The sequence below is a fragment of the Mariprofundus ferrinatatus genome (genome assembly GCF_002795825.1).
GTDB lineage: Bacteria > Pseudomonadota > Zetaproteobacteria > Mariprofundales > Mariprofundaceae > Mariprofundus > Mariprofundus ferrinatatus.
This window is the reverse complement of sequence record NZ_CP018800.1, coordinates 43942-70391: the sequence shown is the minus strand read 5'-3', so window position 1 is coordinate 70391 and position 26450 is coordinate 43942. Positions and strand designations below refer to the sequence as shown.

The window sequence follows — 26450 nt, the reverse complement described above, 5'->3', positions numbered from 1 at the left end:
TAGGGTAGCGCAGCTTTTAAAGCACAACCAACATGTGAGGGTGACTGTTGATGGATATACTACAGGCGATATGGCTGGGGCTGATCGAGGGAGCCACTGAGTTTCTGCCTATCTCCTCTACCGGCCACCTGATCGTCGCCAGCCACTGGCTGGGTGTTGAACAGAACGACGGCAACAAGGCCTTTGAGGTGATCATCCAGCTGGCCGCCATTCTCGCCGTGGTTGCAAACTACCGTGAAAAATTCACGCTTATGCATCTTGATCTTTGGAAAAAGGTGGTGCTCGCATTCATTCCGATCGGCCTTGTCGGGCTGCTGTTCCACAAACAGATCAAGGCAATGTTCACCATCGAAACGGTTGCCACCATGTTCATTGTTGGCGGCATCATCTTTCTGATCGTTGAATACCTTCACCGGGATCGCGGATATCCGGTAAAACGCGTTGAGGACGTAAGTTACAGGCAGGCACTCTGGATCGGAATTGCACAGGTTTTCGCGCTTGTTCCGGGTACCAGTCGTGCCGGCGCATCCATCATCGGCGCCCTGCTCGTCGGGGTTGACCGCAAGGCCAGCGCGGAGTTCTCATTCCTGCTGGCACTTCCCGTGATGATGGCTGCCAGCGGTTTTGATCTGCTCAAACATTATCAGGATTTCACAGGCTCCAATTTTCTGGCGCTTGCTGTCGGGTTTGTAGTTGCTTTTGTCTCGGCCTGGCTGGTCATGCGACTCTTCATCAGCTTCCTTGAACACTTTACCTTTGTCGCCTTCGGCATCTACCGGATTCTCTTCGGCGGCCTGCTGTTCTGGCTGGTGCTGTGATGGTCTGGAGCGGTATTGACCCCGTAGCCCTGCAGCTGGGACCTGTCGCCATCCACTGGTATGGACTGATGTATATCGCCGGCTTCTTTGCCACCTGGTATCTGGTCCGCCTGCAGCTGAAACAGGCAGGCCTGTGGGAAACCCGTGTCAGCAACGAGGCCTATGAAGGGCTTTTTACTACGCTGATTCTCGGTGTAATTCTCGGTGGCCGCATCGCCTATGTACTGTTCTACAACTTCGGTTACTACATCGACCATCCGCTTGAAGCGCTCTATATCTGGCAGGGTGGCATGTCGTTCCATGGCGGCATGATCGGACCGCTGGTTACCGGCTGGTGGTACTGCAGAAAACACGACCTTCCGTTCCTTGAACTTGCCGACCGCTTCTTCACCGTAGCTCCGCTCGGATTAATGTTCGGACGCATCGGAAACTTCATTAACGGTGAGCTTTGGGGCCGCACCACCGACGTGCCGTGGGGCATGGTCTTCCCGCATGCCGGCCCTGATCCCCGGCACCCGAGTCAGCTCTACGAGATGGCACTTGAAGGCCTGCTGCTGTTTATCATTCTGTGGCTGGTACGCAAGCAAGTCTGGCCTGCCGGAGCACGCGTCGCGATCTTCCTGACCGGCTATGCCGTCGCACGCATCTTCTGTGAAAACTTCCGGGAACCGGACGAACAGTTGGGCTTTCTCTTTGGCTCCGTCACGATGGGCATGCTGCTCTCATCAGCAATGCTGATAGTGGGCCTTGCCTGGCTCGCCAGACTGTGGCTGGGCAGGAGAGGCGAACCTTTTTCAGGCGGTTAGTTCGGCCTCAATCTCTGCAATCTGACCCTCTTCATGGCCGGCATAACCCAGTCTGAAGACAAATGACCAGAAGCAGGCTTCACGAATAAAGTAGGCATGATTGTCCCGATAATGGACACATACCCCTTTATCCCTGTTCTCAACTGCAAAGGAACTGATGCGGGAAAAAGATTCTGCGATCGCTTTGGCTCGGCTGCTCTTCATGGCTCTCTCCTTCTTATCAATTTCGGCTTCTTATACAAATCTATCGCTCTGCCACCAACAGACTTGAGCATAAACCATGCCGCAGCGAATCGGATTCCTGCTTGAGTGTCTGTGGCATGCCGTACATCATCAGCCTATGCGAATCACCACCTGGAATGTGAACTCCCTGAATGTGCGCCTGCCGCATCTGCTTGAATACCTCACCGAATTCGAGCCGGACATTGTGGCACTGCAGGAGACCAAACTGCCCGATGAGAAGTTCCCTGCTCCTGAGATCGAGGCTGCCGGCTATCGGGTCATTTTTTCTGGCCAGAAAACCTATAACGGCGTTGCTATCCTCAGTCGGCAGGAAGCAGGCGAGATCGTATCCGGCATTCCGGAGTTTGATGATCCGCAGCAGCGGCTTCTGGCTGCCACCATTGATGGCGTGCGCATCGTTAATGTCTATATCCCCAACGGCCAGGAGGTGGGTTCGGAGAAATACGCATACAAATTCGCCTGGCTATCCGCTTTCAGGGATTTTCTGAAACTGGAGATGGAAAAACACGAAAGGCTGGTGGTACTCGGTGATTTCAATATTGCGCCTGCCGATTCCGATGTCCACGACCCCAAGCGCTGGCAGGGCAAAATCATGTGCTCCGACGATGAGCGTGAAATGTTTGCCGAGATTATAAATCTGGGGCTTGTCGATACGGTACGGGAGCTTTATCCCGATGAGCCGATGTTCAGCTGGTGGGATTACCGCATGAATGCGTTTCGCCGCCGCTGGGGTATCCGCATCGACCATCTGCTTGCCACCCCTCTGATGCAACCGGCAGCTGCAGGTGTTGCTACGGATTACCGAGCCAGAGAGCGACCCAGCGATCACGCTCCGGTCTGGGTGGATTTCAACTAGCTGCCTCCAAAGACTGCCTGACCGGAAAATCCCTCACTTCAGGTGCCGGTATAAGCGTTCCACTGCTTTACCTGCTTGGCTTCAACAACTAGGCTCGCAAGCTTAGTTTTCGGAGGCTGGTTTCTTATGCTGCAACGCTTGTTCGGTTTTTTCTCCCGCGATATTTCTATCGACCTGGGCACTGCCAATACGCTGATCTATGTGCGCGGGGAAGGCATTGTCCTTAATGAACCTTCCGTTGTTGCAGTCAACGTCAGCGGGGGTAAACATCATCGCAGGGTGCTTGCCGTTGGCACAGACGCCAAGCGAATGCTCGGTCGCACACCTGATTCCATTCAGGCGATTCGCCCATTAAAAGATGGCGTGATTGCCGATTTTGTAGTTACTGAAGAGATGCTTAAGCAGTTTATCCGCAAGGTGCATGACCGCACCTGGGGCATTCATCCGCGCATCGTCATCTGCGTGCCTTACGGCTCCACTCCGGTAGAGCGTCGTGCCATCCGTGAATCAGCCCTCTCTGCCGGTGCCCGTGAGGTTTACCTGATCGAGGAGCCTATGGCTGCCGCAATCGGTGCCAACCTGCCAGTGACCGAAGCATCCGGCTCGATGGTCGTAGATATCGGCGGAGGCACCAGTGAAATCGCTGTCATCTCCTACGGCGGCATCGTTTACTCCCGTTCGGTGCGTGTAGGCGGCGACAAAATGGATGAGGCGATCATCAACCACCTGCGTCGCAAATACAGTCTGCTGGTCGGAGCCCCGACTGCCGAGAAGATCAAGATGACGCTGGGCAGCGCCTATCCACAGGAGACCCGCCGAGAAATGGAGGTCAAGGGCCGCGACCTGATCAATGGGGTGCCGAAAAACCTGCATCTGGACGACTCCGAGATTCTTGAAGCACTGACCGAATCGGTTAACGCCATCATCGAAGGCGTTAAGGTCTGCCTTGAACGTACGCCGCCAGAACTGGCTGCCGATATTGTCGATAAAGGCATCATGTTGACTGGCGGCGGTGCGCTTCTAGTTGGCCTGGACCAACTGCTTCGCGAAGAGACCGGCCTGCCTGTGACCGTAGCCGAAAACCCCCTGGATTGCGTGGTACTGGGAAGTGGCCGCGTGCTCGATGAACTGGATCGCATGCGAGGCGTGCTCTTCGAGGAATAAACTGTGAGAACCGTCAGACGACGCTACAGAGTGTGGGTGGTAAGTGTGATGGTTGTTGCAGGCCTGCTACTGATTGCCCGGGTATCCTCCGGTTCATGGCCCATGCTGGCCACCTGGCCAGCACTTGAAGCACTACATGCACCTGTCCAGTGGTGGGAGGAGATCAGCCTCTGGTTTTCTGATCGGCAGAAACTGCAAGGCGATTATCTGGCTTTCCGGAAAAAAGCTCAGCAGCAGGCAGCGCTCATTCAGGAAGCAAGCTCTTTACGTGAAGAGAACAGACAGCTGCGCAACATCCTCGATATTGCCGGCATCACCGGTTATCGCTGGCATGCCGCCAAAGTACGCGGGCGCAGCCCGGAGGCAATGAGCCAGCGCATCATTCTGCAGGTATACGGCGTTTCAAAGGATGATGTCATCGTCTCCAGCGAAGGGTTGGTTGGCGTTGTCGACACCACTGCTGAAAACCATGCGACAGTCCGCACTATCTTTGATGCCTCCATTGCTGTCCCCGTAACCATCCCTGGCACCTCGCTGGCTGCTTTGGCACGAGGGCAGGGCGAGAGCCTCTCTATCGAATTCGTGCCCGAGGAGTTTGAACTCGCTCAGGGACAGGTGCTCTATACCAGCGGCGCAGGCGGCCTGTTTCCACCCGGTATCGCTGTCGCTCGTATTAACGAGGTGCAGAGTGTCCCCGGCGAATTGTTCGTTAAGGTTTCAGCTGCACCGGCAGCCCACTGGCGACGAGACAATTGGCTGGCAGTTGCATCACACCTTCACGACAGCACTGCAGCCCCATGATTGCCACATCCGTTGTCCTGCTGTCGCTTCTTGGGCTCAGCCTAAATCTCGCTTTCTCATCTTCTCTGACCCAGCCCGACTGGGCTATGGCGCTGCTGCTGGCCGGTATTCTCGCAAAACGCCACAACTGGATTTGGGTACTTCCGGGCATCTTTATTCACGACATCGTGCTGCACTGGTCAGTCGGCATCAGTTTTGCTGTTATCGCGCTGATTCCCTTGGCCATGATCTACTTCGATCAGCACCTCGGTTCAGGGCTGCCCCAGCGCGTAGCGCTGATGGTTATTGCGATACTTTCCCTGTTGCAGCCGGGGTGGGAAATGGCTGCTGTACTATTAACACTCTGCCTGTGTGTGCCAATCTGGTATCTGCTGACGAGCCTCTATGCGCAAAAACCAGCTTGAAAGCCGCCAGCGCTTTGATCTGCGCATGCTCTTCTTTTATGCAGTTACCCCACTGCTTCTCGGCGGCCTTTTACTGAACCTGTTGCAGTTGCAGTGGTCGCAGCATGAAAAGCTGGCGCTGCAGGCGGACGAAAACCGGTTGAATATTATTCCCGTGCTGCCCGTACGGGGTGAAATCGTTGACGCCAACGGCAACGGTCTGGCCGTCAATAAAATCGCCTATCGGGTACTGCTGATCCCGGAACGCGTTGCCAATCTGGATGAGACCCTGGTTCAACTTTCCGAAGCACTGGCATGGAGCCCTGCCAAACAGGTGCATATCCGAAAGCGCATCGCATCGGCACGCCCCGACCGCCCGGTCCTTCTTGATGACAAACTGCAGTGGCAGCAGGTTTCCCCCATCGCCTCCCGTCTTCACCGGCTCTCCGGTGTCGATGTTGAAGCAGGAAGTTACCGCCACTACCCCTACAGCGAACTTACCGCCCACCTGATCGGCTACCTCTCCCTTGCCCGCCAATCCGATCTCGATGAAGGATTTCTACCCACCGAGTTTATCGGTCGAACCGGCGCAGAAAAATCATTTGAATCACTTCTGCACGGAACTCCGGGTTCCCAGCAGGAGGAGGTTGATGCCCTCGGTCGCCGAATTGCAGTGATCAAGCGTACGCCATCAATCATGGGTAAACAGCTGAAACTGGCGCTCGATATCGATGTGCAGAGAGCCGCCTCGGAGGCGCTGGGTGACAGAACTGGAGCGGTAATTGTTCTCGATGTTGAAAGCGGCGCAGTTATCAGCATGCTGAGTCAGCCCGGCTACGATACCAACCGCTTTATTACCGGCCTTGAATCGGAGCAGTGGCAACAGTGGCTCAACAACCCCGACAAACCACTTCTCAACCGGGCAACGCAGGCAGCCTACCCTCCTGCATCGACCTTCAAGGTTGTCACCGGCCTTGCCGGATTGGCTGAGAAGGCAAGCCTTGCCAGAGGTGACGCCTTTTGCCCCGGCTATCTTGAACTGGCCGACAGAAACTTGCGCTGCTGGAAGCGGGAGGGGCACGGTAATGTTAACATGCACTCTTCTCTGGTTCACTCTTGCGACGTCTACTTTTACAAACTTGCCGACCAGATCGGCATGGCTGCCATCAGTGATTCGGCCCAGCAGTGGGGGTTGGGTGAAAAAACAGGCATCGACCTGTCGCCGGAGTCCCGTGGCATTATTCCGGCCCACCGCCCGAACATGATGGCTGAGATGACCAGCCAGTCCAACAGACGTAAGCGCTGGTTCAGGGGTGAAACGATGATCACCGCCATCGGACAGGGGCAGCTTACCACCACGCCGCTGCAGATTGCCCGCCTTGCTGCGGCCATTGCCAATGGCGGCAAAATCCTCAAGCCGCAGCTTCTCGCGGATCAGGAGGCTGAACTCCTGCATCAAGCTGAAGTAGATCCGAAACATCTCGAACAGGTTCGCAAGGCGATGCGCGATGTGGTTGCCAGCCCGGGAGGCACCGCCTACTGGCCGCTCAGATCCACCCCCTGGCCGGTGGCAGGCAAAACCGGTACGGCGCAAGTGGTCAAAATGGCACAGGATGATGAAAAGAGTGGCAAGCTCAGCAAACAGGAAATTCTCAAGCGCCATCGTGATCATGCGTGGTTTATGGGCTATGCACCTTATGACAAGCCGAAAGTCGCTTTTGCAGTTTTTGTCGAACATGGCGGCCATGGCGGCAGTGATGCTGCACCTGTTGCAGATGCCATTATCAGGGTTCTTGCTGCCAAAGAGGAAGCAAGAGATGAGGGGCAGCAACTGTGATCTTCCGTGCCCTTCGCTCCGTTGACTGGATTCTGCTTGCATCGGTTGCCAGCCTGATCACGGTCGGCCTGATTACCCTGTATGCGGCGATACATCAGGGTGATGCATTGCTGTGGAAGAAACAGCTCATATTTCTGAGTGTCGGCTTCTCTGTATTCCTGCTTCTCTGCTTCATTCCGCTTCGCTTTCTGGGACTTGCCAGCTGGCCCTTCTACATCGTAGCCCTGATTCTGCTGGCTTTGGTGCCGCTGGTTGGGGATGTCCAGATGGGGGCCAGGCGATGGCTTGATCTCGGCGTAATCAACCTGCAGCCGTCGGAACTGATGAAGTGGGCGCTGATGTTTGTGCTGGCCCACTGGTTTGCCAGCCGTGAGGCCGACTCCATGGCGAATCTGGCAATCGCCCTTATGCTTGCCGTTGCACCCGCAGCTCTGATTGTCATTCAGCCCGATCTCGGAACGACACTTGTATTGCTGTTTGCCGCCTCGGCAATGCTGATCGCGTCCGGGCTGCCATGGCGCTGGTTCGGCATTGCTGTTGTTCTTGCACTAGCTTCTTTGCCGGTACTCTGGAACTTCATCATGCACGACTACCAGAAGCGGCGCGTACTGACCCTGCTTGACCCACAATCAGATCCTCTGGGGGCCGGCTACCATGTGATTCAGTCAACGATTGCGATCGGCTCGGGAGGCCTGTTCGGCAAAGGTTATATGCAGGGAACACAGGCATCCCTGCACTTCCTGCCTGAACAGCACACCGACTTTATCTTCGCGGTACTGGCAGAAGAGGGCGGCTTTGTCGCAGCCACCATACTGCTGGTTCTCTATACCATCCTGATCACTCGCATTCTGATGATCAGTTATCGCGCCCATTCCCGATTCGGCTCGCTGGTCTGCATCGGCGTGGCTTCGGTATTCCTGCTCTACATCAGCGTAAACATCGGCATGGTTTCAGGCCTGCTTCCGGTCGTGGGTTTGCCGCTTCCCTTCATCAGCTACGGAGGCTCGGCACTGGTCACCATGCTGGCCGCCCTCGGTCTTGTCATGCGGGTTGCTATCGAATCAAAGGATCGTATTCCCTGGCAGCGGCCGGGAAGCCCGCTGCTTTAAAGCCCGAACTGAAACAGCGCCAGAAGTGCAGCTCCAAGCAATCCAAGCGAAAGCGCAATAAACAGTGTCTTGAGCGCAAGGCGCAGCTTTCCCTCATCTACCGATCCATGAAGGGCAGCGGCTTTATGCGCAGAAAACGGTACTATTAATACAATCCCGATCCATACCCCAACCAGAAACTGCCAATCCTCGACAAGCACACCTACCCAATCAGGCTCCAGAGAAAAATTCAGGATGACTGCGCAAAGCACCATAAATACGCCGGCCATCGATGCAGTACCAACCGCCTCTTTCAGAGGCAGGGTCCGCCTTAGCAAGGGTACGATCATCGTACCGCCTCCGATACCGACCGTTCCGGATATAAAGCCTATAGGCCAGGCAAGAAGCTTGGTCGAAATCATATTTTTTCTGAGTTTGAGATGGAAATCCCGACCATAATCAAAAGCCACCCATGCATTGAGCAGAGCAAGAGCTGTCAGTATCCAGAACTGCGACAGCTGTAGCGTATTCCACAGCCCGACTGCAGCCCCGATTACAAGCCCCGGCAACAGTGCCACAAGTTTTTTACCGTTAACATGCCCCAGGTGCCAGTGCGACCTTGCTGAGAAGTAGCCTGTCATCACAACAGCCACCATGCTGGCAAAAACATGCATTGCCATGCCATTGGTATCAGGAGGGGCAAACAGATAAAATAGCGGCACATAAATCAGCCCGCCACCGACCCCTGCCAACCCTGCGAGAGCGCCTCCAATCAATCCTGCCCCAAGCCCAACCAGCAGCCCGTATATGATCAGCCCCAACTCTATTTCAGACATACGATCTCTTATCCTGCCTTGCCGTGTTTAAACAGAAGGTACGCCTGATACTCCTCCAAATCCATCTTACCAAGAATGTAGAGCTGCTGGTCGGCCAGAATATCCGGGTCTATTATCTTATGCTTCCGATTATGGGCTTCGGCAAGGGCGCTGCGCCGTTCGGACTCATCGCCATCGATTGAGCCGGATCTCTGCATCGCCTTCTCTCGCCACTCTTCAGCGCTGCCAAAGCTCGCGTTACATTCATTCATCCATCAAAAGATACACCCTGTCCGCCATCAGTCGAGCCCGCAGATTTCATACGACAACAACCTGTCCGGTTTCTCCAGTCCTGTTAGCTCACCCTGTTCACCTTGCCAACAATACGTACCTGCTATTCGGACGGAACAACTGAAGGTGGCATTGTGAACAGCGGCATAGTTACCGACAGCGACAAACCTTTTTTCAGTTGGCCTGCTGTCGATAATAACGACCCTGCTATATCGCCTTATTTCACCGCCTCCCTGTCGTCAAAATTCCGCCAGCTACAGCTTATCCATCGAGGAAAGCCTCAAACCTAGCCATAGGTATAGGCAAATATAGCCTTAAATTATGCATATTTACGTCGGAATGTTGACGTAACACTAGAACAGAGTGCATTCTGGCGAATCCGGGGGAGCAGTCCTTCGCAACAATTGTGATAAGGAGATTACAAAGATGGGGCAAATTAAGTATGACACCAACAGCTTACGACCAACCAACATTAGAGAAGTAAACGAACCCTTTGTGCACAATGAGGGGAGTCCAAACATGAAACAGCACAGCCATAATTTGGATGCATACAAATACGTTGAACAGTACCACTTCAAAGCTAATGCACTACGAACAAGTGCCCATGAGAACATTTCCACACCCATGGAGAGCTATAAGTATATGGGCCTCCATTTTGAACAGGATAAGGGCATTGCATGGTTGAAAATGAACGCCAAGCCAAGGCCATGCTTCTCATATGAACTAACAAAAGAGATTCAACACTGGTATGACGAAGTTACTGCCAAACCTCACTTATATAAGGATGTGCAATATATTGTCTCCGGCTCTGATGTACCGGGTATTTATAACCTCGGCGGAGACCTTAGTCTTTTTTGTGAACTGATCGGCAACGGAGACCGAGATGGCTTGATGCAATATGCTACAGCATGCAACGACATTCTTTACCGAAATCATACCGGTATTAATGGTGAGATTACCACAATTGCGCTTGTTCAAGGTGACGCACTTGGTGGTGGTTTCGAAGCAGCCATCTCCAGCGAAGTTCTTATTGCCGAACGCAGTGCAAAAATGGGCCTTCCGGATATTCTGTTTAACCTGTTTCCAGGAGCAGGAGCATATGCACTTCTTTCGCGCAAGGTAGGCATGGTCGAAGCAGAGCGGCTGGTATTAAGCGGTCGACTTTATACAGCGGAAGAGATGCATGAACTTGGCGTAGTCGATTTTCTAGCCGAGGATGGCAAAGGAGAGCAGGCCGTCTACGATTACATCAAAAAAGAGGGCCGTTTCAGAAATGGCTATCGCGCCTTCCGAAAAGCGAAGCGTTGCAGCAACCCTGTAACCTATGAAGAGCTATTGAATGTTGCTTCAATCTGGGTTGACACAGCATTCAAGCTGGAGGCCAAGGACTTACGCATGATGGAACGGCTGGTAAAAAAACAGACTCAGAAGGTGGGATAATTTGAAAGCAACTGTATAACTCCGGGGGGTGCTCTCTCCCCGGAGTAATACTCCTTATTTATCCCAAGGCTGGCCTCAACAAGAATCCCGACAGATATTAATTGTCTCGCAGATAATCTCGCAGGGCATCACAGCCCTGTTTGAATGCAACATCCAGTTTGCTGCAGAAATCAGCCATAGCAGGAGGGCCAATGGCATCACCAATGGTTTCTATTTCCCCGCACAGCATAACAACCTCTTTCAGCCCCAGCGTGCCGGAAGAGCCTTTGAACCCATGAATTCTTAATAGATAGTCCTGGCTACTACCCTGAGCCGCAGCCTGGCGAAGCTGTATCAGGCTTTCACTGCCGGAGGTTTCGTAAGAACGTAACAGACGATCGCGAGTATCAGATTCGCGAACCAGACCGAACAGCTCACCCAGTACCTCATCATCCAGAATACTTCCCTTAGCGGGCGGGGGTGAATGACTCTCATCATCCGACCTTTCTAATTTTTCATCCTGTTCACCGCAGAACTCGGCTACCTTCGCCAGCAATTCAGAAACCCGGATCGGCTTTGTCAGGTAATCGTTTGCACCCGCCTCCATACATTCGTTAACGGTTTCAGGGAGCGCATCTGCACTGAGCATCAGTACCGGAGTGGATGCACTGGTATCCATAAAGCGAAACTGCTTCAGCACATCAAGACCGCAAACATTGGGCATATTCATATCCAGAAGGACAAGGTCGTACTCTTTGTCGCTGGCGAGGGCATCGAGCGCCTCTTCTCCATCGTGTGCGATATCGACCTTATGACCTGCCCTCGTAAGCATCTCATTCGCCACCTCCTGATTAACAGGATTGTCTTCGGCCAGAAGAATGTTCAGTGAGCGCAGAGCCATCTTTCGCTTCATTACATCCTTGATAGAAATAATATCTGCAGAGTGATGAATAATGCTGGATGCATGCAGGGCATTGAAAAGCAGTGACTGCTGAACCGGCAGGTGGAGCACGGAAGAGTAGCCGGCCTCTACCATGCTTGAATGTGAAGAGGCGGCCCTGTCGGACTCAATCAAAATCAAATCAATACCAGCAAACTCACATTTATTCCGAATCGATTGCGCTACCAACTCGGGCGCACATTGGAGCGCATCGCGACAGACCATGACAACATCGTAGGGATGCCCGGTTGACCAGGCATCCTCAATGCTGGACAAAAGAAATTTTTCATTATCAATGAAAGTATAATGAGTCCCCCATCTATGGAGCATCGCTTCCAGTGGATTACCCGAATAGTTTTCTCCAAGCACCAGAATATTGATCTTGGTCAAATCCCTTGGAACGGTTTTGTCTTCCTGTCGCTCGAAGGGAATTTCTATCGTAAACACGCTGCCCACCCCTTCAGTGCTGAACAGCCCAATGGAGCCTCCCATCATCTCCGTCAGGTTTTTTGAAATGGTGGTGCCGAGGCCAGTGCCGCCAAAGCGACGGGTAATAGAGGAATCCGCCTGAGAAAAGCGCTCGAAGATTTTCTCCTGGGCTGCTTCAGACATGCCAATTCCCGTGTCGGAAATGTTGAATACGATCCGTGTCTCTTCACTTGTATCAGCAAGCCCCACCTTCACGCTAACGCTACCCTGTTCAGTAAATTTCACGGCGTTACCTATGATATTGAGCAGGATCTGCTTCAGGTGTTTGGGATCTCCAATCAGGGAGAAGGGCACTTCCGGATCAATATGAAGAGAAATCCTGATGCCTTTTTCCAGCGCCTTTCCTTCAAACATGGCGACCACACCATGCATAAGTTGATGCAAGTCGAAAGGGATTTTCTCGAGCTCAAGCCCGCCCGCCTCAATCTTGGACATATCTAGAATGCGTTCGATCAGCCCGAGAAGATGGTAAGCAGAATCCCTGATCACAATAGCGAAACGCTTCTGTTCCTTGTTCAGCTTTGTGCTCAATGAAAGGTCATTCATGCCAATGATGCCATTCAGCGGCGTGCGCAACTCGTGGCTCATATTGGCAATAAACTGAGACTTGGCCTGATTTGCTGCTTCTGCCGCATCAATTGCCCTGTTTAACTTGCGAATCAGGCTCGCCATAAATAGTGGAACTATTGCAATAATTATCAACAATCCGACAACCATGGGAATATGCTCGTGCCAATAAGCATTGTACCGCGTAATCACTGTAAATGATGCCAACGATAGCAGCGTGGCGTATAGCAGATAATTAACGCCAAAGCGGAAACCATTGCCGGTAATAATCCAGAGATAAATTGCTACAAAAACAACTCCCTCCTCGCCACCAGACAGGATGACGCCCAAAGAAACCATTCCGACATCGGTAGTAATCGCGACATATCTTCGCACCGGATTAACATCAGGGAAGAATACGATCCATCCAATAATTGCTAGAGATGTCGGCAAATATGACGCGGCTATATAAAAGGCCACCTGTGGCCCGGCGAGATAGAAGTAAAAGCAACAGATGGTAGCAATCAGAATTCGTAAGATCGCCTGCTCATGTTCGGCATCCGAACGAGCCTTAAGTCGCATCTTCACTGATTTGAGCCACTTTATCCCCATACGGCTACGCTAACAGCAATAATAGCCCCATATCACTTGTTTTTTGGTTTAAGCTCGTGTTTCAGACAATGGACGCTTGAAGCGTTTTGCACCTCGTAGCAGGGCAACCTTGCGGCCTTAAACCCGAAGGCCCGGCAACCGTAGGGGCGATGCTGGTCCCAGGTAATGAAGTAGTGGCGACAACTTAGGCAGGGTGCTTTGACCCTTTGCTCATCGGCTCGAACCATCACTCATCCATCGATGTCTACCTGTACCATGCCGCCCTCAATACGCACAGGAAAGGTATCGATATTTTCATAGGCAGGCGGAGTCAGAGCCCTGCCATCCCGGATGCAGAAGCGGGCACCGTGACGCGGACAGACAATCTGATCACCCTCACAGATTCCACTGGCCAGTTCGCCGCCATCGTGCGTGCAGATATCCTCAATCGCATAGAACTTGCCATCGATATTGAAGACAGCAATTTCTGCATAGGGGGTTGCCACCACTTTCCGGCTTCCCGGAGACAACTCGCCCTCCGCCACAATATTGATCCACTCAGACATACCCCTCTCCTCAGCCTTCCTTGCCATCCAGCCGCGGCTTCAGGAGCAACATCGAATAGCGGATAGCAAAAATCAGGAATGCGATAATCCAGCACGTTGCGCTGAACATCACGATGCTGTCAAGCCAGGCCGGATTAATCAGAGGCATGACAACCCGGGCAAATGCGGCCGCAACTATCAGAATGAAACCTGCTGGCATCCATGGCAGTGCCTGCACAGGGCGACCGGTGTGCCCGAGAGAAACGCGCGCCATCATACCAAGCGTAAATGCACCAATCGCACCAACCGTCCAGGCATGCACCGCTTCAGTCAACGGAAGATTAAACATCAGGGCAGCTGCATAGAAGAAGAATCCTGCAACAAGCCATGCGTAACCCAGATAGAGCACCCAGAGCATCGGCTCTTTCCAGATAGAAGCAACATACCATTGCTGCATACGCTTAGCATGCAGCAACCCTACTGCGACTGCCAGGACGGCAACCAGCCCATCCACAGGCAACAGTAAATTAACCCCGGCAAAGAGCATTACCGAAGGAAGCGCTGCCTTCTCAATCCACCGCTTTGATCCCGCCTGCGAAGCCGTTGCACTGCCGATAAAGAAGGGTACAACGCGCCCGCCAATCAGCACGATGATCGCAACAAACGTGAGAACGCCCAGATGCAGCATCCCTGACGAAACCCCTGGTAATTGGCCGAGCAGATCGAGGTGGATGCCGGCATTGGCCACTGCAAGCAGCAGCAATAGTGCCGGTACGCTGTAGTTGTGCGGCTGTTTTGCCTGCTTCACTCGCAGGTAGATAAGCAATGCCAGAACCGGCAGAAACAGCATATCGAGCAGGGCAAAAATCATCGCCGGCATCGGCACGGCCGAGAGAACCCGTGGAGCCAGCCAGAGCAGCACCAGCAGGGCCAGTGGCAAGCCGCTCGGCGTGGCAAGCCCCGTCCAGTTGCGCACAGCTGTAAGCAAAAAACCTGCAATGACGGCCACGCCGAATCCGAACAGCATCTCATGTGCATGCCAGAGGGAGAGTTCGAAATAGTTGTAGTGCCAGATGCCGCTAACGAAGCCACCGAGTGAAGTGGCCATGAAAAGAGTGGCGAACCACCCGGCCAGCAGAAAGAAGGGACGGAACCCCAGGGCGAACGGGCTCCACCTCTTTGGCGTGGAAACAGAGCCCCCATTGGAAATGTTGATCACTGGAGGGGAACCCTCAGACATGTGCTTTAGAACATGCCCAGTTGCAGGCGTGCTTCATCGGACATCATCGATCGGTCCCAGGCCGGCTCGAACACCAGCTCCACCTCGACATCGCTGACATGATCTACCGAAAGTGCCTTCTGCCTTACATCATCGACAATGAATGGGCCCATGCCGCAGCCGGGCGCAGTCAGCGTCATGACGATATCGACATGGTTACCACCCTCGTCGGTCTCAACCACATGCACATCATAAACAAGCCCAAGATCAACGATATTGACCGGAATCTCCGGATCATAACAGGTTCGCAGTACATCCCATATCTGCTGTTCATCGACGGGTCCTGTCGTCACCTCTTTTTTCTCTTCGGCGGCAGCCTCTTTTTCCTCACCCTCTGCTGCACCAAAGCCCAGGGCATCAGCATCCTTGCCTTCGATGCGGGCCAGATTGCCGGATACGCTGACAGTATATGAGCCTCCGAGCTCCTGGGTGATCAGCACCAGCGCTCCCGCAGGAATAGTCACGGGCGTGCCGAGGGGAATCAGCACTGCATCGACATCGCGTGTGGTTGTAATCATATCGCCCGCTCTGTTCATTCTGTCCTCGCCACCTCGCTGGAGTCCTCAACCGCCGACTTCATCGTGTGCCAGCAGAGTACGGCGCACTTGATGCGACTGGGGAATTCGCGCACGCCGGAGAGCACAGCCAGCTTGCCTAGCTTCTCGGTATCCGGCTCCTCGGAAAGATCGGCTGTTACCATATGCTGGAACGTGTCGAACTTCTCTTTGAACTCAGCAACAGGCGTGCCTTTCAGCGTCTCGGTCATCAGCGATGCAGAAGCGACCGAAATGGCGCAGCCTTCCCCTTCGAAGGAGACTCCATCAATAATCCCCTCATCGTTGATGTTAAGATAGACATGCAGCCTGTCGCCGCAAAGCGGGTTATAGCCGTCGGCATCGTGATTGTAATGCTCCAGTTTGCCGAAATTGCGCGGAGCCTTGTTGTGATCGACGATCACCTGCTGATACAGATCCCTTAACTCGAACATTAGCCGAAAATCTCCTGCGCTTTTTTCAGGGCCGTGAAGAGCGCATCCACTTCGGCCTCGCTGTTGTAGATCGAGAATGAAGCACGCGCAGTGGCCGGAACTTTGAAAAACTGCATCACCGGCATGGCGCAGTGGTGGCCGGCGCGGATTGCCACCCCCTCACGATCAAGAATAGTACCGAGGTCATGCGGATGCACGCCTTCGAGCACAAAGGATAATACACACGCCTTCTCTTTCGCCGTGCCGATCAGACGCAATCCTTTAAATGCCTCTGCCTGGGAAGTGGCGTAGGCGAGCAGCTCTTTCTCTCGCGCATGGATCGCATCGAATCCAATCTCACTGATATAATCGATCGCCGCACCAAATCCGATGGCGCCGGAGATGTTCGGTGTTCCCGCCTCGAACTTATAGGGGAGATCATTAAACTCGGTCTTCTCGAAGGTGACCATGCGGATCATGTCGCCGCCGCCCTGATAGGGAGGCATGGCATCAAGCAACCCCTCTTTGGCCAGCAGCACGCCAATGCCGGTCGGACCGTACATCTTGTGGGCACTGGTGACATAAAAGTCGCAGTCGAGTGCCTGCACGTCCACGGCAATATGTGCCGCCGCCTGTGCCCCGTCCACCAGCACCTTTGCACCCACAGCGTGAGCCCGCTCAATGATTTCGGCCACCGGGTTGATCGTGCCGAGCGCATTGGACATCTGCACAACACCCACCAGTTTCGTGCGGCCGGAGAGCATCTCGTCGAGCGCCTCCATGATCAGCTCGCCCTTCTCGTTGATAGGGAGAACCTTGAGCGTTGCCCCGACATGGTCGCAAAGCATCTGCCACGGCACGATGTTGGAGTGGTGCTCCATGTGGGTAATCAGTACCTCGTCGCCATGACGCACATTGACGCCGCCCCAGCTGTGCGCCACCAGATTGATCGCCTCGGTGGTTCCACGCGTGAAAACCACCTCGCGCACGCTTTTTGCATTGAAGAAATCGGCAATCTTCTTCCGCGCCCCCTCGTAGGCAGCGGTTGCGCGCTCGGATAGCGCATGCACGCCGCGGTGCACATTGGCATTGTCGCGGGTGTAATAATTCGTGATCGCATCAATTACACACTGCGGCTTCTGGGTCGTCGCAGCATTATCGAGGTAGGCCAGCGGCCTGCCATAAACCTGCTGATCCAGAATCGGAAAATCGGCGCGCACTGAGTGGATATCGATCGTCATACCAGTAACCCCTCAAGGCCGGAGATATTGGGCAACTTGGCAAACGCGGCGCGCTCGATATAGCGGCGCACGGAATCGCTGCCCATTCTGGCCAGAATCGCATCGGCAAAAGCGAACGTAAGCAGCTGTTTCGCCTCTTCCTCTGAAAGCCCGCGCGATTTCAGATAGAAGAGCTGGTTCTTGTCCAGCTGGCCCACCGTCGCACCATGCGCGCACTTCACATCATCGTTGTAGATCTCAAGCTCCGGCTTGGTATCGATCTCGGCACGGTTCGAAAGCAGCAGGTTGGCATTGGATTGTGCCGAGTCGGTCTTGATCGCCCCTTCGGCCACCACCACCTTGCCGTTGAATACGCCGTGCGAACGTCCATCAAGCACAGTGCGATAGTTCTCGCGGCTTCGACAGTGCGGCACCTCGTGTGCAATACGGGTGTGGTGATCGACATGCTGGCGACCGGAGAGCACGAACAGGCCATTAAGCTCGCTCTCGGCACCGGGCTCGTTAAGATCATTCACTACATCGACGCGGGAGAGCTGCGAACCCAGCTCGACTGCATGCATGGTGTAGTTTGAGTCACGCTTCTGATTCACCTCGACACGCCCGAGATGCCACTGTTTGGCACCTTCAAGCTGCAGGCGATAATGCTCACATTTGGCCCCGGCAGCCAGACGGATCGCCGTTACACTGTTGGTCACACCTTCTGCAACGTCACTGCCGGCAAAATGTTCGATGATCTCAACTTCGGCGTAGCTGCCGACAGTGATGCCGGTTCTGGTATGTGATGCACCGCCACTGCTCAGATGCAGAATATGGATCGGCCTGTCCAGCTTCAGGCTGTCGGGCACACAGATACAGCAGCCATCTGATGCTCTGGCGCTGTTCAAGGCGGTAATGCCACTGGCAAACGGTGCATCACGATCATCCAGCATCAATTCAACGACCGCATCGGGATCATCCTGCAGCAGCGATGCCAGCGGGGTAATGGTGATCGCATCCGGGATTACAGATGCGCCAAGATCGACCACGCCGTTGCAGATCACCAGACGGTAGGCATCAAGACCGGGAATGGTAACGCTATCGGCATCGACAACGGCTTTGCCTGCAGACTCCCACCACAAATCGCCCTGTACCGCTGTGATGCGTGACAGGTCGGTATATTTCCAGTCCTCATCGCGGCTAGAGGGCATCCCGTCGGATGCAAAAGCCCGCCAAGCCGATTCTCGGATTGCATTCAACACACTGCTCATGCAGCAGCCTCTTCGCGAACCCAGTCATATCCGCGCTCTTCCAGCTCCAGCGCCAGAGAGGCATCGCCGGTCTTGAGGATTTTACCGTCTGCCAGCACGTGCACGACATCCGGTTTAATGTAGTCGAGCAGGCGCTGATAATGCGTCACCATAACAATCGAGCGATCTGCCGCACGCAACGTATTCACACCCTTGGCGACAATACGCAGGGCATCGATATCAAGCCCAGAATCGGTTTCGTCGAGCAGCGCCAGTGATGGCTCAAGCACTGCCATCTGGAAAATCTCGTTACGTTTCTTTTCACCGCCGGAGAAACCCTCATTCACGCCGCGTGACAGGAATGACTGATCGAGCTCGACCAGTTTTGCCTTCGCTTTCACCAGCTGCATGAAATCGATCGCATCGAGCTCCTGTTCACCCTGATGCTTGCGCTTGGCATTAACGCCCGCCTTGAGCAGATAGGTGTTGTTCACGCCGGGAATCTCGACCGGATACTGGAAGGCGAGAAACACGCCCTCCCAGGCGCGCTCTTCCGGATTCATTTCCAGAAGGTTCTTGCCCTTATAGGTGATCGTGCCCTGGGTGACTTCGTAGCCATCACGGCCGGCTATCACATTGGAGAGGGTCGATTTTCCGGAACCGTTCGGCCCCATGATGGCGTGCACTTCACCGGCACCGATCTCCAGGTTAATCCCCTTGAGGATCTCCTTGCCGCCCACTGATGCGTGTAAATTCTCTATTTTGATCATGTTCATTCCTTGTTATCCCACTGCGCCTTCTAGGCTCACTTCCATCAGCCGGTTCGCTTCAACGGCGAACTCCATCGGCAATTCGTTAAACACATCCTTGCAGAAGCCGTTGACGATCATGTTGACGGCATCCTCTTCAGAGATGCCGCGGCTCTGACAGTAGAAGAGCTGATCCTCTCCGATCTTTGAGGTGGTAGCTTCATGCTCCATCGTTGCTGTTGCATTCTTCACTTCGACATAGGGAAAGGTGTGCGCTCCGCATTTGTCGCCAATCAAAAGCGAGTCACACTGGGTGTAGTTGCGAGCGTTCTCGGCATCCTTGCCGATGCGAACCAGACCTCGATAGGACTGGTTACCGCGCCCAGCAGAGATGCCCTTGGAGACGATCGTACTTCTGGTGTTTTTTCCAAGATGAATCATCTTGGTGCCGGTATCTGCCTGCTGGCACATCTTGGTCAAGGCCACGGAGTAGAACTCGCCAACCGAGTGATCGCCTTGCAGCACGCAGCTCGGATATTTCCATGTGATGGCACTTCCTGTCTCCACCTGCGTCCAGCTCACCTTGGAGCGATGGCCACGGCAATCGGCCCGCTTGGTGACGAAGTTGTAAATACCGCCCACGCCGTTTTCATCGCCCGGATACCAGTTCTGCACTGTCGAATACTTGATCTGCGCATCATCGAGTGCCACGAGTTCAACGACCGCAGCATGCAGCTGGTTCTCGTCGCGCTGCGGTGCTGTGCACCCCTCCAGGTATGATACATACGAACCCTCATCTGCAATGATCAGCGTACGCTCGAACTGGCCTGTATTCATTGCATTGATGCGGAAATAGGTCGAAAGCTCCATCGGGCAACGCACCCCTTTCGGGATGTATACGAACGAGCCATCGGTAAACACTGCCGAGTTGAGCGCGGCAAAATAGTTGTCACCGGTCGGAACCACGGTGCCAAGGTACTTCTGCACCAGTTCAGGATAGTCACGAACGGCCTCGGAGATCGGGCAGAAGATTACACCCGCCTCCTTTAATTTGCCTTTGAAGGTGGTTGCTACTGAGACCGAATCGAACACCGCATCGACTGCAACGCCGGCCAGCATCTCCTGCTCTCGCAGCGGAATACCGAGCTTGGCATAGGTCTCCAGAAGCTTGGGGTCAACCTCATCGAGGCTCTTGGGGCCATCCTTCTTCGATTTCGGCGCGGAGTAATAGGATACGGCCTGGTAGTCGATCGCTGGATAGCTCACATGCGCCCAGTGCGGCTCGGTCATGGTCTGCCAGTGGCGGAATGCCTCAAGCCTCCAGTTGAGCAGCCATTCGGGCTCCTCTTTCATCATGGAGATATGGCGAATCACATCCTCGTTCAGCCCCGGCGGCAGGGTGTCCGCCTCGATATCGGTAACGAAGCCCGCCTCATATTCGCGGCCTGTAAACTCTTCCGGTTTGCGCTCCTGCTTAATGTCACTCATCAGTGCACCTTCGAGATGGCAATGCCACGCTGCAGGCGGAAGATGGGCACGAAATCCTGCTCGGTCATGTCTGCCAGAGATATATCCTGCAACGCCTGACGCACCGCCTGGTTGATCCGCTTCCAGTTGTTGCTGGTGGAGCAGACATCATGCTGATCACATGAACTGTTATCGAGGTTGCACTCGGTCAGCGCAATTGAACCTTCAAACACATTGATGATGTCGCGCACGTTGATGTCAGTGGATGGGCGGGTAAGTCGATATCCGCCTTTGGCGCCACGGGTGGAATCAAGCAGCCCTTCATGCAGCAGCATCTGCAGGATTTTGCTGACAGTGGGGGACGGAATGCGGGTAATCTCGGCAAGTTCGCCCGCGGTGAAACGCTCCTGGCTTGATGCCGCCATATGCGTCATCAGAAGGATGCCGTAGTCCGTCAATTTGGTCAGTCTGAGCATGGCCACCTCTATAGAGCGACTTGCAAACAGAGCGCTCCGATTTAAAGGCGACCATTCTAGTCCGGTTTATAAACCGGAACAATATAGTATGATTTAGGGTTATTCAGAAAGCATGAAAAAAACAGTGGCGCCATAACGCCAGTTGTCCTCATCCCAGTCATCCTCATCGTCGGGGCCAAGCGGAGAGAAACAGATCAAAAACTCCAGCTCGGTAACCGGAATATGCGCATTGCGCTCGCTGACCCATTTCATGAATTCATAGCGTGCAGAAGATGGGTCCAGTGTTAGGGGAGCCATACTTATCTCCTTTTCAATCAAGTTGATGCGAATAATGGAAAGAAGTGTGGCACCGCTATGTCAGCAATATGGCAAACCCGTGACGCGCCCGTGAGAAAGAGAAGGGGGTGGCTAAATCCCTATTTCAGCTCGCAGGATACCAACTTTTGCGTTAGCCAGTGCGGGATCACCTGAGGGTGAAATGATATACTGGAAAGCCGGCTGGATAGCCAGCCAGTCAAATAACTGGGCTCGATAGGTCAGCTCGATAACAGTCTCTGCTTTTTTGAAGCCGGGATTGATCGTCCTGTAATTACTGGAAAAATCAGCCCTCGCCACAGCAATGCCGGCTTCATCATCGCCGCGCCCCGGAATCAGGCCGCTGATATGCAAGCCGCCCCCTATATAATTCTTGATACTTTCAGCAGAGCGCTGTGCAAGGCCGTACTGCAGGAACATGCCGAGCTCACCCCCGCCCCACTCCATCAAGGGTTGATCGATCACAATGTAACCGCCCGCCAGGCCGGCACCTCCGCCCTGCACTGGGGCCTTGGTGTGCCTCCAGGCACCGATTTTGTAGGCTCCTCCTGCAGTGGCATAGGCCGCTTCAGCTATATACACATAGCCCTCTGCAGCACTCAGGCCGCGCGTTGCAGGGTCACCGTCATAGCCGGCAACACGAAAAGATGCCTGATCATCCAGCTGAATAGCGACCCGGGAAGCCAGCCCCGCCTCAGGCCACAGCGAAGTACCTACATTACCACTGATTTCCGGACCGATGCCGAATGATGAGTTGGTGAAAAGCCCGCCATACTCGGAGACATAAAATTCGGAATTCAAATCATGTGCGCCAACCAGAACTGCAACCATATCATCCAGGAATCGCTGTTCTATCCATGCCTGCTGCAGTCGCGTGCGGTTGCCGTCGGCAATGTTACTGGCTGTCTGGAAGTCGCCGATAAGTGAACCACTGGGATCTCTTCCGTGGTTGACGATGAACTCAACATAAGCCGTTGCGCCACTCCAGCCGGCAGCCTTTTCAAGATCAACAGTTGCAGCCAGGGTGCCCGCCGCTTCATTTTTCACCCCTTTCTGCAATCCGCCGGAGAAATTGCGCACACTCTCGGCGATATAGCTGAGCTCTGCTGTAATGGCGCTATCGCCATCTTCAGCCAAAGCAGGAGCGGCAGCAAAACAGGCGATAATCAGGCAGGCCAGACCATGCTTTTTCATGTTTGAATTCATAAGACAACTGCTCCTGAGCCGGGATCGGCATTGACTACCAGATTGAGGACACTGGCAACACCTTAATAAAAATTATGATCACCCGGTGCCGCATATTTACCCATGCACCGGCAGGCCACCTGTCAAGAAGATCACCTGCATGTTTCCAGTCAAAGTCCTTATATCTTCACACTTACTTCATGGGTGTTCTTTTCGAAGCCCCGAAATGTAATCAATTTATCACTGGAGTTAAGAAAAAATTGAGCTGTGTCGGCGGATATGTTGTTCGACCGCCTCACGGCTGACTTCAGCGCCCAGCTGCCACATCGATGTAACAGGGCTATCCGCCATGCCGCAGGCGACAATGCCTGAAAAGTGTTTGAGGTTAGGGTTGATGTTCAGCGCTATGCCGTGATACGTGATCCACTTTCTGCAGCGCACACCGACAGCGGCAATTTTTTTGCCCTCAACCCAGACGCCAATACCGCGCTCGCTGCGCTCACCCTCGATAGCAAAATCGGCCAGTGTGCGAATCACCATCTCTTCCAGACGCCAGACATGTTTATGAAGATCCTGCCTTCGGCGCAAATCGGCAATCACATAACAGACCAGTTGGCCTGGGCCATGGTAGGTGACTTCGCCGCCACGTCCGGTCGGGAACACCGCTATTTTCTCACCGTCAATTTCGCAGGCCAGCACATCGCGCTCCGAGCCTGAGGTGCCGATAGTATAGACCGGTGCATGCTCAGTAAGAATCAGCGATGGTTCCGCCTTACCGGCCAGCACGGCGGCCACCAGGGCCTCCTGCTCGGAGACAGAATCGGTATATTCCTGCCTGTCGTGGTGAATAATCTGCATCTTCGAAGCCTAGCCGGCCTTATACGCATTGACCAAGGGGGATAGGCTCCTAGAATCGGCAATCCCCTTCCGGGGAAAGGAGCGGCCAGTTGTGAGCACCGACAAAGACATTAGCAACCTCTCATTCGAACAGGCTCTGGAGCAGATGACCCGCCTGGTCGAGAAGCTTGAGTCCGGCGAACTGCCGCTGGAAGAGAGCGTGGCCGCTTTCGAGAAGGGTGTAAAACTCTCCCGTCGCTGCGAAGCCTTGCTGGATCAGGCCGAGCAGCGCCTGCAGGTACTGGGCAACAGCGAAGACGCCAGCTGATGCAGGCTCCGGAATTTCTCGCTTCCCATGCGGCGCATGTGGAAAAGGCACTGGCCGACATGCTCAAAACCCATGGCTCGGGTGTATCCGAGCGCTTGTTTGAGGCAATGTCCTACAGCCTGCTTGGCGGTGGAAAGCGTATCCGGCCTGGCCTTGTGATCGAATGCTTCCGCGCCTGCGGCGGAAAAGATATCGGCACAGCCTTACCGGCTGCCATGGCGATCGAGTGCATTCACACCTATTCGCTGATTCATGATGACCTTCCCTGCATGGACGATGATGATCTTCGGCGCGGCAATCCGACCTGTCATACTAAATTCGACGAGGCAACTGCAGTACTTGCCGCCGATGCCCTCCAGACGCTCGCCTTTGAGCTTCTGGCCACGCCATCGTCTCCCGCCGAACTGCGTTGCGAACTGATTCGCACCCTGGCCATTGCATCTGGTGCCCAGGGCATGGTCGGCGGTCAGATGCTCGACATCCAGAGTGAAATTGACAGCTCCGGCATTGATCTTCTGGCTATTGAGCGTATCCACCTGCACAAAACCGGGGCACTGCTGCGCTGGTGCTGCGAAGCAGGGGCTCTATTAGCCGGCGCGAGCAGTGCCCAGTTCGATGCCTGCTCCCGTTACGGTAAGGCGACAGGGCTTCTATTCCAGATTGCCGATGATATCCTTGATGTTACGGCCAGTTCCGTTGCACTTGGCAAAAGTGCCGGCAAAGATGAAGCACAAAACAAGGCGACCTATGTGTCGCTGCTAGGCCTGAAGCAGGCCAGGGAGCTTGCAGAGGAGATGCGAGAGATCGCCATCAATGCCTGCGAACTATTTGATAGTGATGGCGCACAACTGAAGGCGCTGGCCAACTATATCCTGGAGCGTGACAGCTAATGCAAGAACTCCTGAGCAGAATCCACGGCACGGCTGACCTCAAAGCGCTCTACCCCGAGCAACTGCCAACGCTTGCCAAAGAGATGCGCCACTACCTGATCGAAACACTGGCCCCTATCGGAGGCCATCTCGGTGCAGGACTCGGTGTGGTCGAACTTACCATCGCGCTGCATTACCTGTTTGACTCACCCCGCGACAAGATCGTCTGGGATGTTGGCCATCAGGCTTATCCGCACAAGATCCTTACCGGCCGCCTAGACCGTATGCCAAGCATTCGCCAGTACGGCGGCCTCTGCGGTTTCACCAAGCGCGCCGAATCCGAGCACGACCCTTTTGGCGCCGGTCATGCTTCCACCTCGATCTCAGCGGCCTACGGCATTGCTGCGGGCCGCGACCTGAACAATGAGCATTATAATGTCATCGCAGTCATCGGTGACGGCGCCCTGACTGGAGGCATGGCATTCGAAGCACTCAACCATGCCGGTGCCCACAACAAGCGCCTGCTGGTGATCCTCAACGACAATGAGATGTCAATCGCGCCCAATGTCGGAGCAATGTCCTCTTATCTTGCCCGTATCATTACCGGCAAGCCCTATACGCAGGCCAAAGACACCGCCAAACGTATTCTTGAAAAGCTGCCCGGTGCTCTCGATGCAGCCAAACGGCTGGAAGAACATGTTAAAGGCATGATCACGCCCGGCACACTGTTTGAGGAGATGGGCTTTCGCTATATCGGACCGGTCGATGGCCACGATTTCGACCACCTGCTGCCGACGCTTGCAAACTGCAAGTATCTGGATGGGCCGATACTGCTGCATGTGGTCACCAAGAAGGGCCTTGGCTTCTCGCCCGCTGAGGAAGACCCTGAAACATGGCACGGCCTTGGCCCCTACAGTGTCGAGACCGGCATCCCGCACAAGAGCAACGGCAAACCACCCACTTACACCCAGGTGTTCGGCGACACGCTTGCCGACATGGCTGATCATGATGATCGAATTGTCGCCATTACTGCCGCCATGCCGGCTGGAACGGGAGTCTCCCGCTTTGAGAAACGGCATCCGGAACGCTGCTTTGATGTCGGGATTGCAGAACAGCATGCCGTCACCTTTGCCGGTGGTCTGGCGGTTGCAGGCAAGCGCCCTTATGTAGCGATCTACTCAACCTTTATGCAGCGCGCCTATGATCAGATCATTCACGATATCTGCATCCAGAATCTGCCTGTCACCTTCTGCATGGATCGTGCGGGCATCGTCGGTGCTGACGGGGCAACACACACAGGCATGTTCGACATTGCCTTCATGCGAAACCTGCCGAACATGACAGTCATGGCGCCGAAGGATGAGGCAGAGTTCAAGGCGATGCTCATCACCTCTGCCACGATCAACGGCCCGGTTGCCATTCGCTACCCGCGCGGCAACGGCTACGGTGTAGACATCTCTCAACTGCCAGCGCCGCTCTCTGTTGGCAAAGCTGAAATACTCGAAGCCGGGAATGATGGCCTGGTAATTGCCGTCGGTACCCGCGTGCGTGATACGCTGGCAGCTGTCGAAAGATTGCGCCAGGAGGATGGCAAGGCAGTGACCCTGTTAAACCTGCGCTTTATCAAGCCGCTTGATCTCGAAGCCATTCTCAAGCATCTGCAGCAGGGTAAGCTGTTGGCAATAGTCGAAGAGGGCGTTGCACAGGGTGGCATTGGTCAGGAGATCGCAGCTTTAGCCCTGAAGTCCGGCTGGAGCGGGCCATTTGTCCACATTGCCATGCCCGATATATTCCCTGCCCACGGCACCCAGCCTGAGATCCTGCGCGACCTCGAACTGGACGCGAACGGTATTCTCAAACAGCTGCGAGGCTGCTGAGC

Annotated in this window: 28 protein-coding genes; 12 read left to right on the top strand and 16 right to left on the bottom strand. The window is 54.4% G+C overall.

Annotation, left to right across the window (positions count from 1 at the left end; all coding sequences use genetic code 11):
• Positions 1 to 50: 50 nt before the first annotated feature.
• Both Ga0123462_RS00385 and lgt read left to right on the top strand, forming a co-directional pair.
• Complete coding sequence (locus Ga0123462_RS00385; RefSeq protein ID WP_100264489.1) at positions 51 to 818, top strand: undecaprenyl-diphosphate phosphatase; 768 nt, start codon at positions 51 to 53, stop codon at positions 816 to 818.
• Positions 815 to 1624, top strand: a complete 810-nt coding sequence (lgt, locus tag Ga0123462_RS00380; RefSeq protein WP_418287825.1) for a prolipoprotein diacylglyceryl transferase — start codon at positions 815 to 817, stop codon at positions 1622 to 1624. The genes Ga0123462_RS00385 and lgt overlap by 4 nt, the downstream gene beginning before the upstream one ends.
• Here lgt and Ga0123462_RS00375 read toward each other — a convergent pair.
• A complete protein-coding gene (locus Ga0123462_RS00375; RefSeq protein WP_100264487.1) occupies positions 1613 to 1828 on the bottom strand; it encodes a hypothetical protein in 216 nt (71 codons plus the stop codon). The two genes, lgt and Ga0123462_RS00375, sit on opposite strands and share 12 nt — an antisense overlap.
• A gap of 136 nt (positions 1829 to 1964) precedes the next feature.
• Between Ga0123462_RS00375 and xth the strand changes: the two genes are divergently transcribed.
• From xth to rodA, 6 genes are all read left to right on the top strand, one after another.
• Positions 1965 to 2723, top strand: a complete 759-nt coding sequence (xth, locus tag Ga0123462_RS00370) for an exodeoxyribonuclease III (RefSeq protein ID WP_100266396.1) — start codon at positions 1965 to 1967, stop codon at positions 2721 to 2723.
• Positions 2724 to 2849: 126 nt separating this feature from the next.
• Positions 2850 to 3887: a rod shape-determining protein gene (locus Ga0123462_RS00365; protein WP_100264486.1), complete on the top strand. Its 1038-nt coding sequence runs from the start codon at positions 2850 to 2852 to the stop codon at positions 3885 to 3887.
• 3 nt (positions 3888 to 3890) lie between these two features.
• The gene (gene mreC, locus Ga0123462_RS00360) at positions 3891 to 4688 is read left to right on the top strand and encodes a rod shape-determining protein MreC (protein WP_100264485.1); all 798 of its coding nucleotides are present in this window, start codon (positions 3891 to 3893) and stop codon (positions 4686 to 4688) included.
• Complete coding sequence (locus tag Ga0123462_RS00355; RefSeq protein ID WP_100264484.1) at positions 4685 to 5092, top strand: hypothetical protein; 408 nt, start codon at positions 4685 to 4687, stop codon at positions 5090 to 5092. Before mreC ends, Ga0123462_RS00355 begins: the two co-directional genes overlap by 4 nt.
• The gene (gene mrdA, locus Ga0123462_RS00350) at positions 5073 to 6908 is read left to right on the top strand and encodes a penicillin-binding protein 2 (RefSeq protein ID WP_100264483.1); all 1836 of its coding nucleotides are present in this window, start codon (positions 5073 to 5075) and stop codon (positions 6906 to 6908) included. Before Ga0123462_RS00355 ends, mrdA begins: the two co-directional genes overlap by 20 nt.
• Positions 6905 to 8017, top strand: coding sequence for a rod shape-determining protein RodA (gene rodA / locus Ga0123462_RS00345; RefSeq protein WP_232726470.1), 1113 nt, complete (start codon positions 6905 to 6907; stop codon positions 8015 to 8017). The genes mrdA and rodA overlap by 4 nt, the downstream gene beginning before the upstream one ends.
• On the opposite strand, the gene Ga0123462_RS00340 is transcribed toward rodA, so the two are convergent.
• Positions 8014 to 8832 carry a sulfite exporter TauE/SafE family protein gene (locus Ga0123462_RS00340; RefSeq protein ID WP_100264482.1) on the bottom strand — a complete coding sequence of 273 codons (819 nt, stop codon included), beginning with the start codon at positions 8830 to 8832 and terminating at the stop codon, positions 8014 to 8016. The two genes, rodA and Ga0123462_RS00340, sit on opposite strands and share 4 nt — an antisense overlap.
• Positions 8833 to 8840: 8 nt before the next feature.
• Positions 8841 to 9083 carry a hypothetical protein gene (locus Ga0123462_RS00335; protein WP_100264481.1) on the bottom strand — a complete coding sequence of 81 codons (243 nt, stop codon included), beginning with the start codon at positions 9081 to 9083 and terminating at the stop codon, positions 8841 to 8843.
• Positions 9084 to 9528: 445 nt separating this feature from the next.
• Between Ga0123462_RS00335 and Ga0123462_RS00330 the strand changes: the two genes are divergently transcribed.
• Positions 9529 to 10542, top strand: coding sequence for a crotonase/enoyl-CoA hydratase family protein (locus Ga0123462_RS00330; protein ID WP_232726469.1), 1014 nt, complete (start codon positions 9529 to 9531; stop codon positions 10540 to 10542).
• Positions 10543 to 10639: 97 nt separating this feature from the next.
• Here Ga0123462_RS00330 and Ga0123462_RS00325 read toward each other — a convergent pair whose 3' ends face one another.
• The 13 genes from Ga0123462_RS00325 to lipB all read right to left on the bottom strand — a co-directional run bounded on the left by Ga0123462_RS00325 (position 10640) and on the right by lipB (position 23395).
• Positions 10640 to 13108 (bottom strand): ATP-binding protein, encoded by a 2469-nt coding sequence (locus tag Ga0123462_RS00325; protein WP_100264480.1) that lies wholly within the window; start codon positions 13106 to 13108, stop codon positions 10640 to 10642.
• Positions 13109 to 13338: 230 nt separating this feature from the next.
• The gene (locus Ga0123462_RS00315; protein WP_100264478.1) at positions 13339 to 13653 is read right to left on the bottom strand and encodes a non-heme iron oxygenase ferredoxin subunit; all 315 of its coding nucleotides are present in this window, start codon (positions 13651 to 13653) and stop codon (positions 13339 to 13341) included.
• A 10-nt stretch (positions 13654 to 13663) separates the two neighbouring features.
• Positions 13664 to 14872: an NnrS family protein gene (locus Ga0123462_RS00310; RefSeq protein WP_100264477.1), complete on the bottom strand. Its 1209-nt coding sequence runs from the start codon at positions 14870 to 14872 to the stop codon at positions 13664 to 13666.
• 5 nt (positions 14873 to 14877) lie between these two features.
• The gene (sufT, locus tag Ga0123462_RS00305; RefSeq protein WP_100264476.1) at positions 14878 to 15447 is read right to left on the bottom strand and encodes a putative Fe-S cluster assembly protein SufT; all 570 of its coding nucleotides are present in this window, start codon (positions 15445 to 15447) and stop codon (positions 14878 to 14880) included.
• Positions 15444 to 15899 carry a Fe-S cluster assembly sulfur transfer protein SufU gene (sufU, locus tag Ga0123462_RS00300; RefSeq protein WP_100264475.1) on the bottom strand — a complete coding sequence of 152 codons (456 nt, stop codon included), beginning with the start codon at positions 15897 to 15899 and terminating at the stop codon, positions 15444 to 15446. The genes sufT and sufU overlap by 4 nt, the downstream gene beginning before the upstream one ends.
• Positions 15899 to 17119: an aminotransferase class V-fold PLP-dependent enzyme gene (locus Ga0123462_RS00295; protein WP_100264474.1), complete on the bottom strand. Its 1221-nt coding sequence runs from the start codon at positions 17117 to 17119 to the stop codon at positions 15899 to 15901. The genes sufU and Ga0123462_RS00295 overlap by 1 nt, the downstream gene beginning before the upstream one ends.
• Positions 17116 to 18366: a Fe-S cluster assembly protein SufD gene (gene sufD / locus Ga0123462_RS00290; RefSeq protein ID WP_100264473.1), complete on the bottom strand. Its 1251-nt coding sequence runs from the start codon at positions 18364 to 18366 to the stop codon at positions 17116 to 17118. Before sufD ends, Ga0123462_RS00295 begins: the two co-directional genes overlap by 4 nt.
• Positions 18363 to 19115 (bottom strand): Fe-S cluster assembly ATPase SufC, encoded by a 753-nt coding sequence (sufC, locus tag Ga0123462_RS00285; protein ID WP_100264472.1) that lies wholly within the window; start codon positions 19113 to 19115, stop codon positions 18363 to 18365. Before sufC ends, sufD begins: the two co-directional genes overlap by 4 nt.
• 12 nt (positions 19116 to 19127) lie before the next feature.
• Positions 19128 to 20582, bottom strand: coding sequence for a Fe-S cluster assembly protein SufB (gene sufB, locus Ga0123462_RS00280; protein WP_100264471.1), 1455 nt, complete (start codon positions 20580 to 20582; stop codon positions 19128 to 19130).
• Complete coding sequence (locus Ga0123462_RS00275; protein ID WP_100264470.1) at positions 20582 to 21037, bottom strand: SUF system Fe-S cluster assembly regulator; 456 nt, start codon at positions 21035 to 21037, stop codon at positions 20582 to 20584. Before Ga0123462_RS00275 ends, sufB begins: the two co-directional genes overlap by 1 nt.
• A 99-nt stretch (positions 21038 to 21136) precedes the next feature.
• Complete coding sequence (locus Ga0123462_RS00270; RefSeq protein ID WP_100264469.1) at positions 21137 to 21334, bottom strand: hypothetical protein; 198 nt, start codon at positions 21332 to 21334, stop codon at positions 21137 to 21139.
• Positions 21335 to 21445: 111 nt separating this feature from the next.
• Positions 21446 to 22558, bottom strand: a complete 1113-nt coding sequence (locus tag Ga0123462_RS00265) for a carbohydrate porin (RefSeq protein ID WP_100264468.1) — start codon at positions 22556 to 22558, stop codon at positions 21446 to 21448.
• 228 nt (positions 22559 to 22786) lie between these two features.
• Positions 22787 to 23395, bottom strand: coding sequence for a lipoyl(octanoyl) transferase LipB (gene lipB, locus Ga0123462_RS00260; protein WP_100264467.1), 609 nt, complete (start codon positions 23393 to 23395; stop codon positions 22787 to 22789).
• A 145-nt stretch (positions 23396 to 23540) separates the two neighbouring features.
• Between lipB and xseB the strand changes: the two genes are divergently transcribed.
• From xseB to dxs, 3 genes are read left to right on the top strand one after another with little or no spacing between them, the layout of a single operon-like run.
• Positions 23541 to 23702 (top strand): exodeoxyribonuclease VII small subunit, encoded by a 162-nt coding sequence (xseB, locus tag Ga0123462_RS00255; RefSeq protein ID WP_232726710.1) that lies wholly within the window; start codon positions 23541 to 23543, stop codon positions 23700 to 23702.
• Complete coding sequence (locus Ga0123462_RS00250) at positions 23702 to 24592, top strand: polyprenyl synthetase family protein (protein WP_100264465.1); 891 nt, start codon at positions 23702 to 23704, stop codon at positions 24590 to 24592. Before xseB ends, Ga0123462_RS00250 begins: the two co-directional genes overlap by 1 nt.
• Positions 24592 to 26448, top strand: coding sequence for a 1-deoxy-D-xylulose-5-phosphate synthase (gene dxs / locus Ga0123462_RS00245; protein ID WP_100264464.1), 1857 nt, complete (start codon positions 24592 to 24594; stop codon positions 26446 to 26448). Before Ga0123462_RS00250 ends, dxs begins: the two co-directional genes overlap by 1 nt.
• The last annotated feature ends 2 nt before the right edge of the window (positions 26449 to 26450 follow it).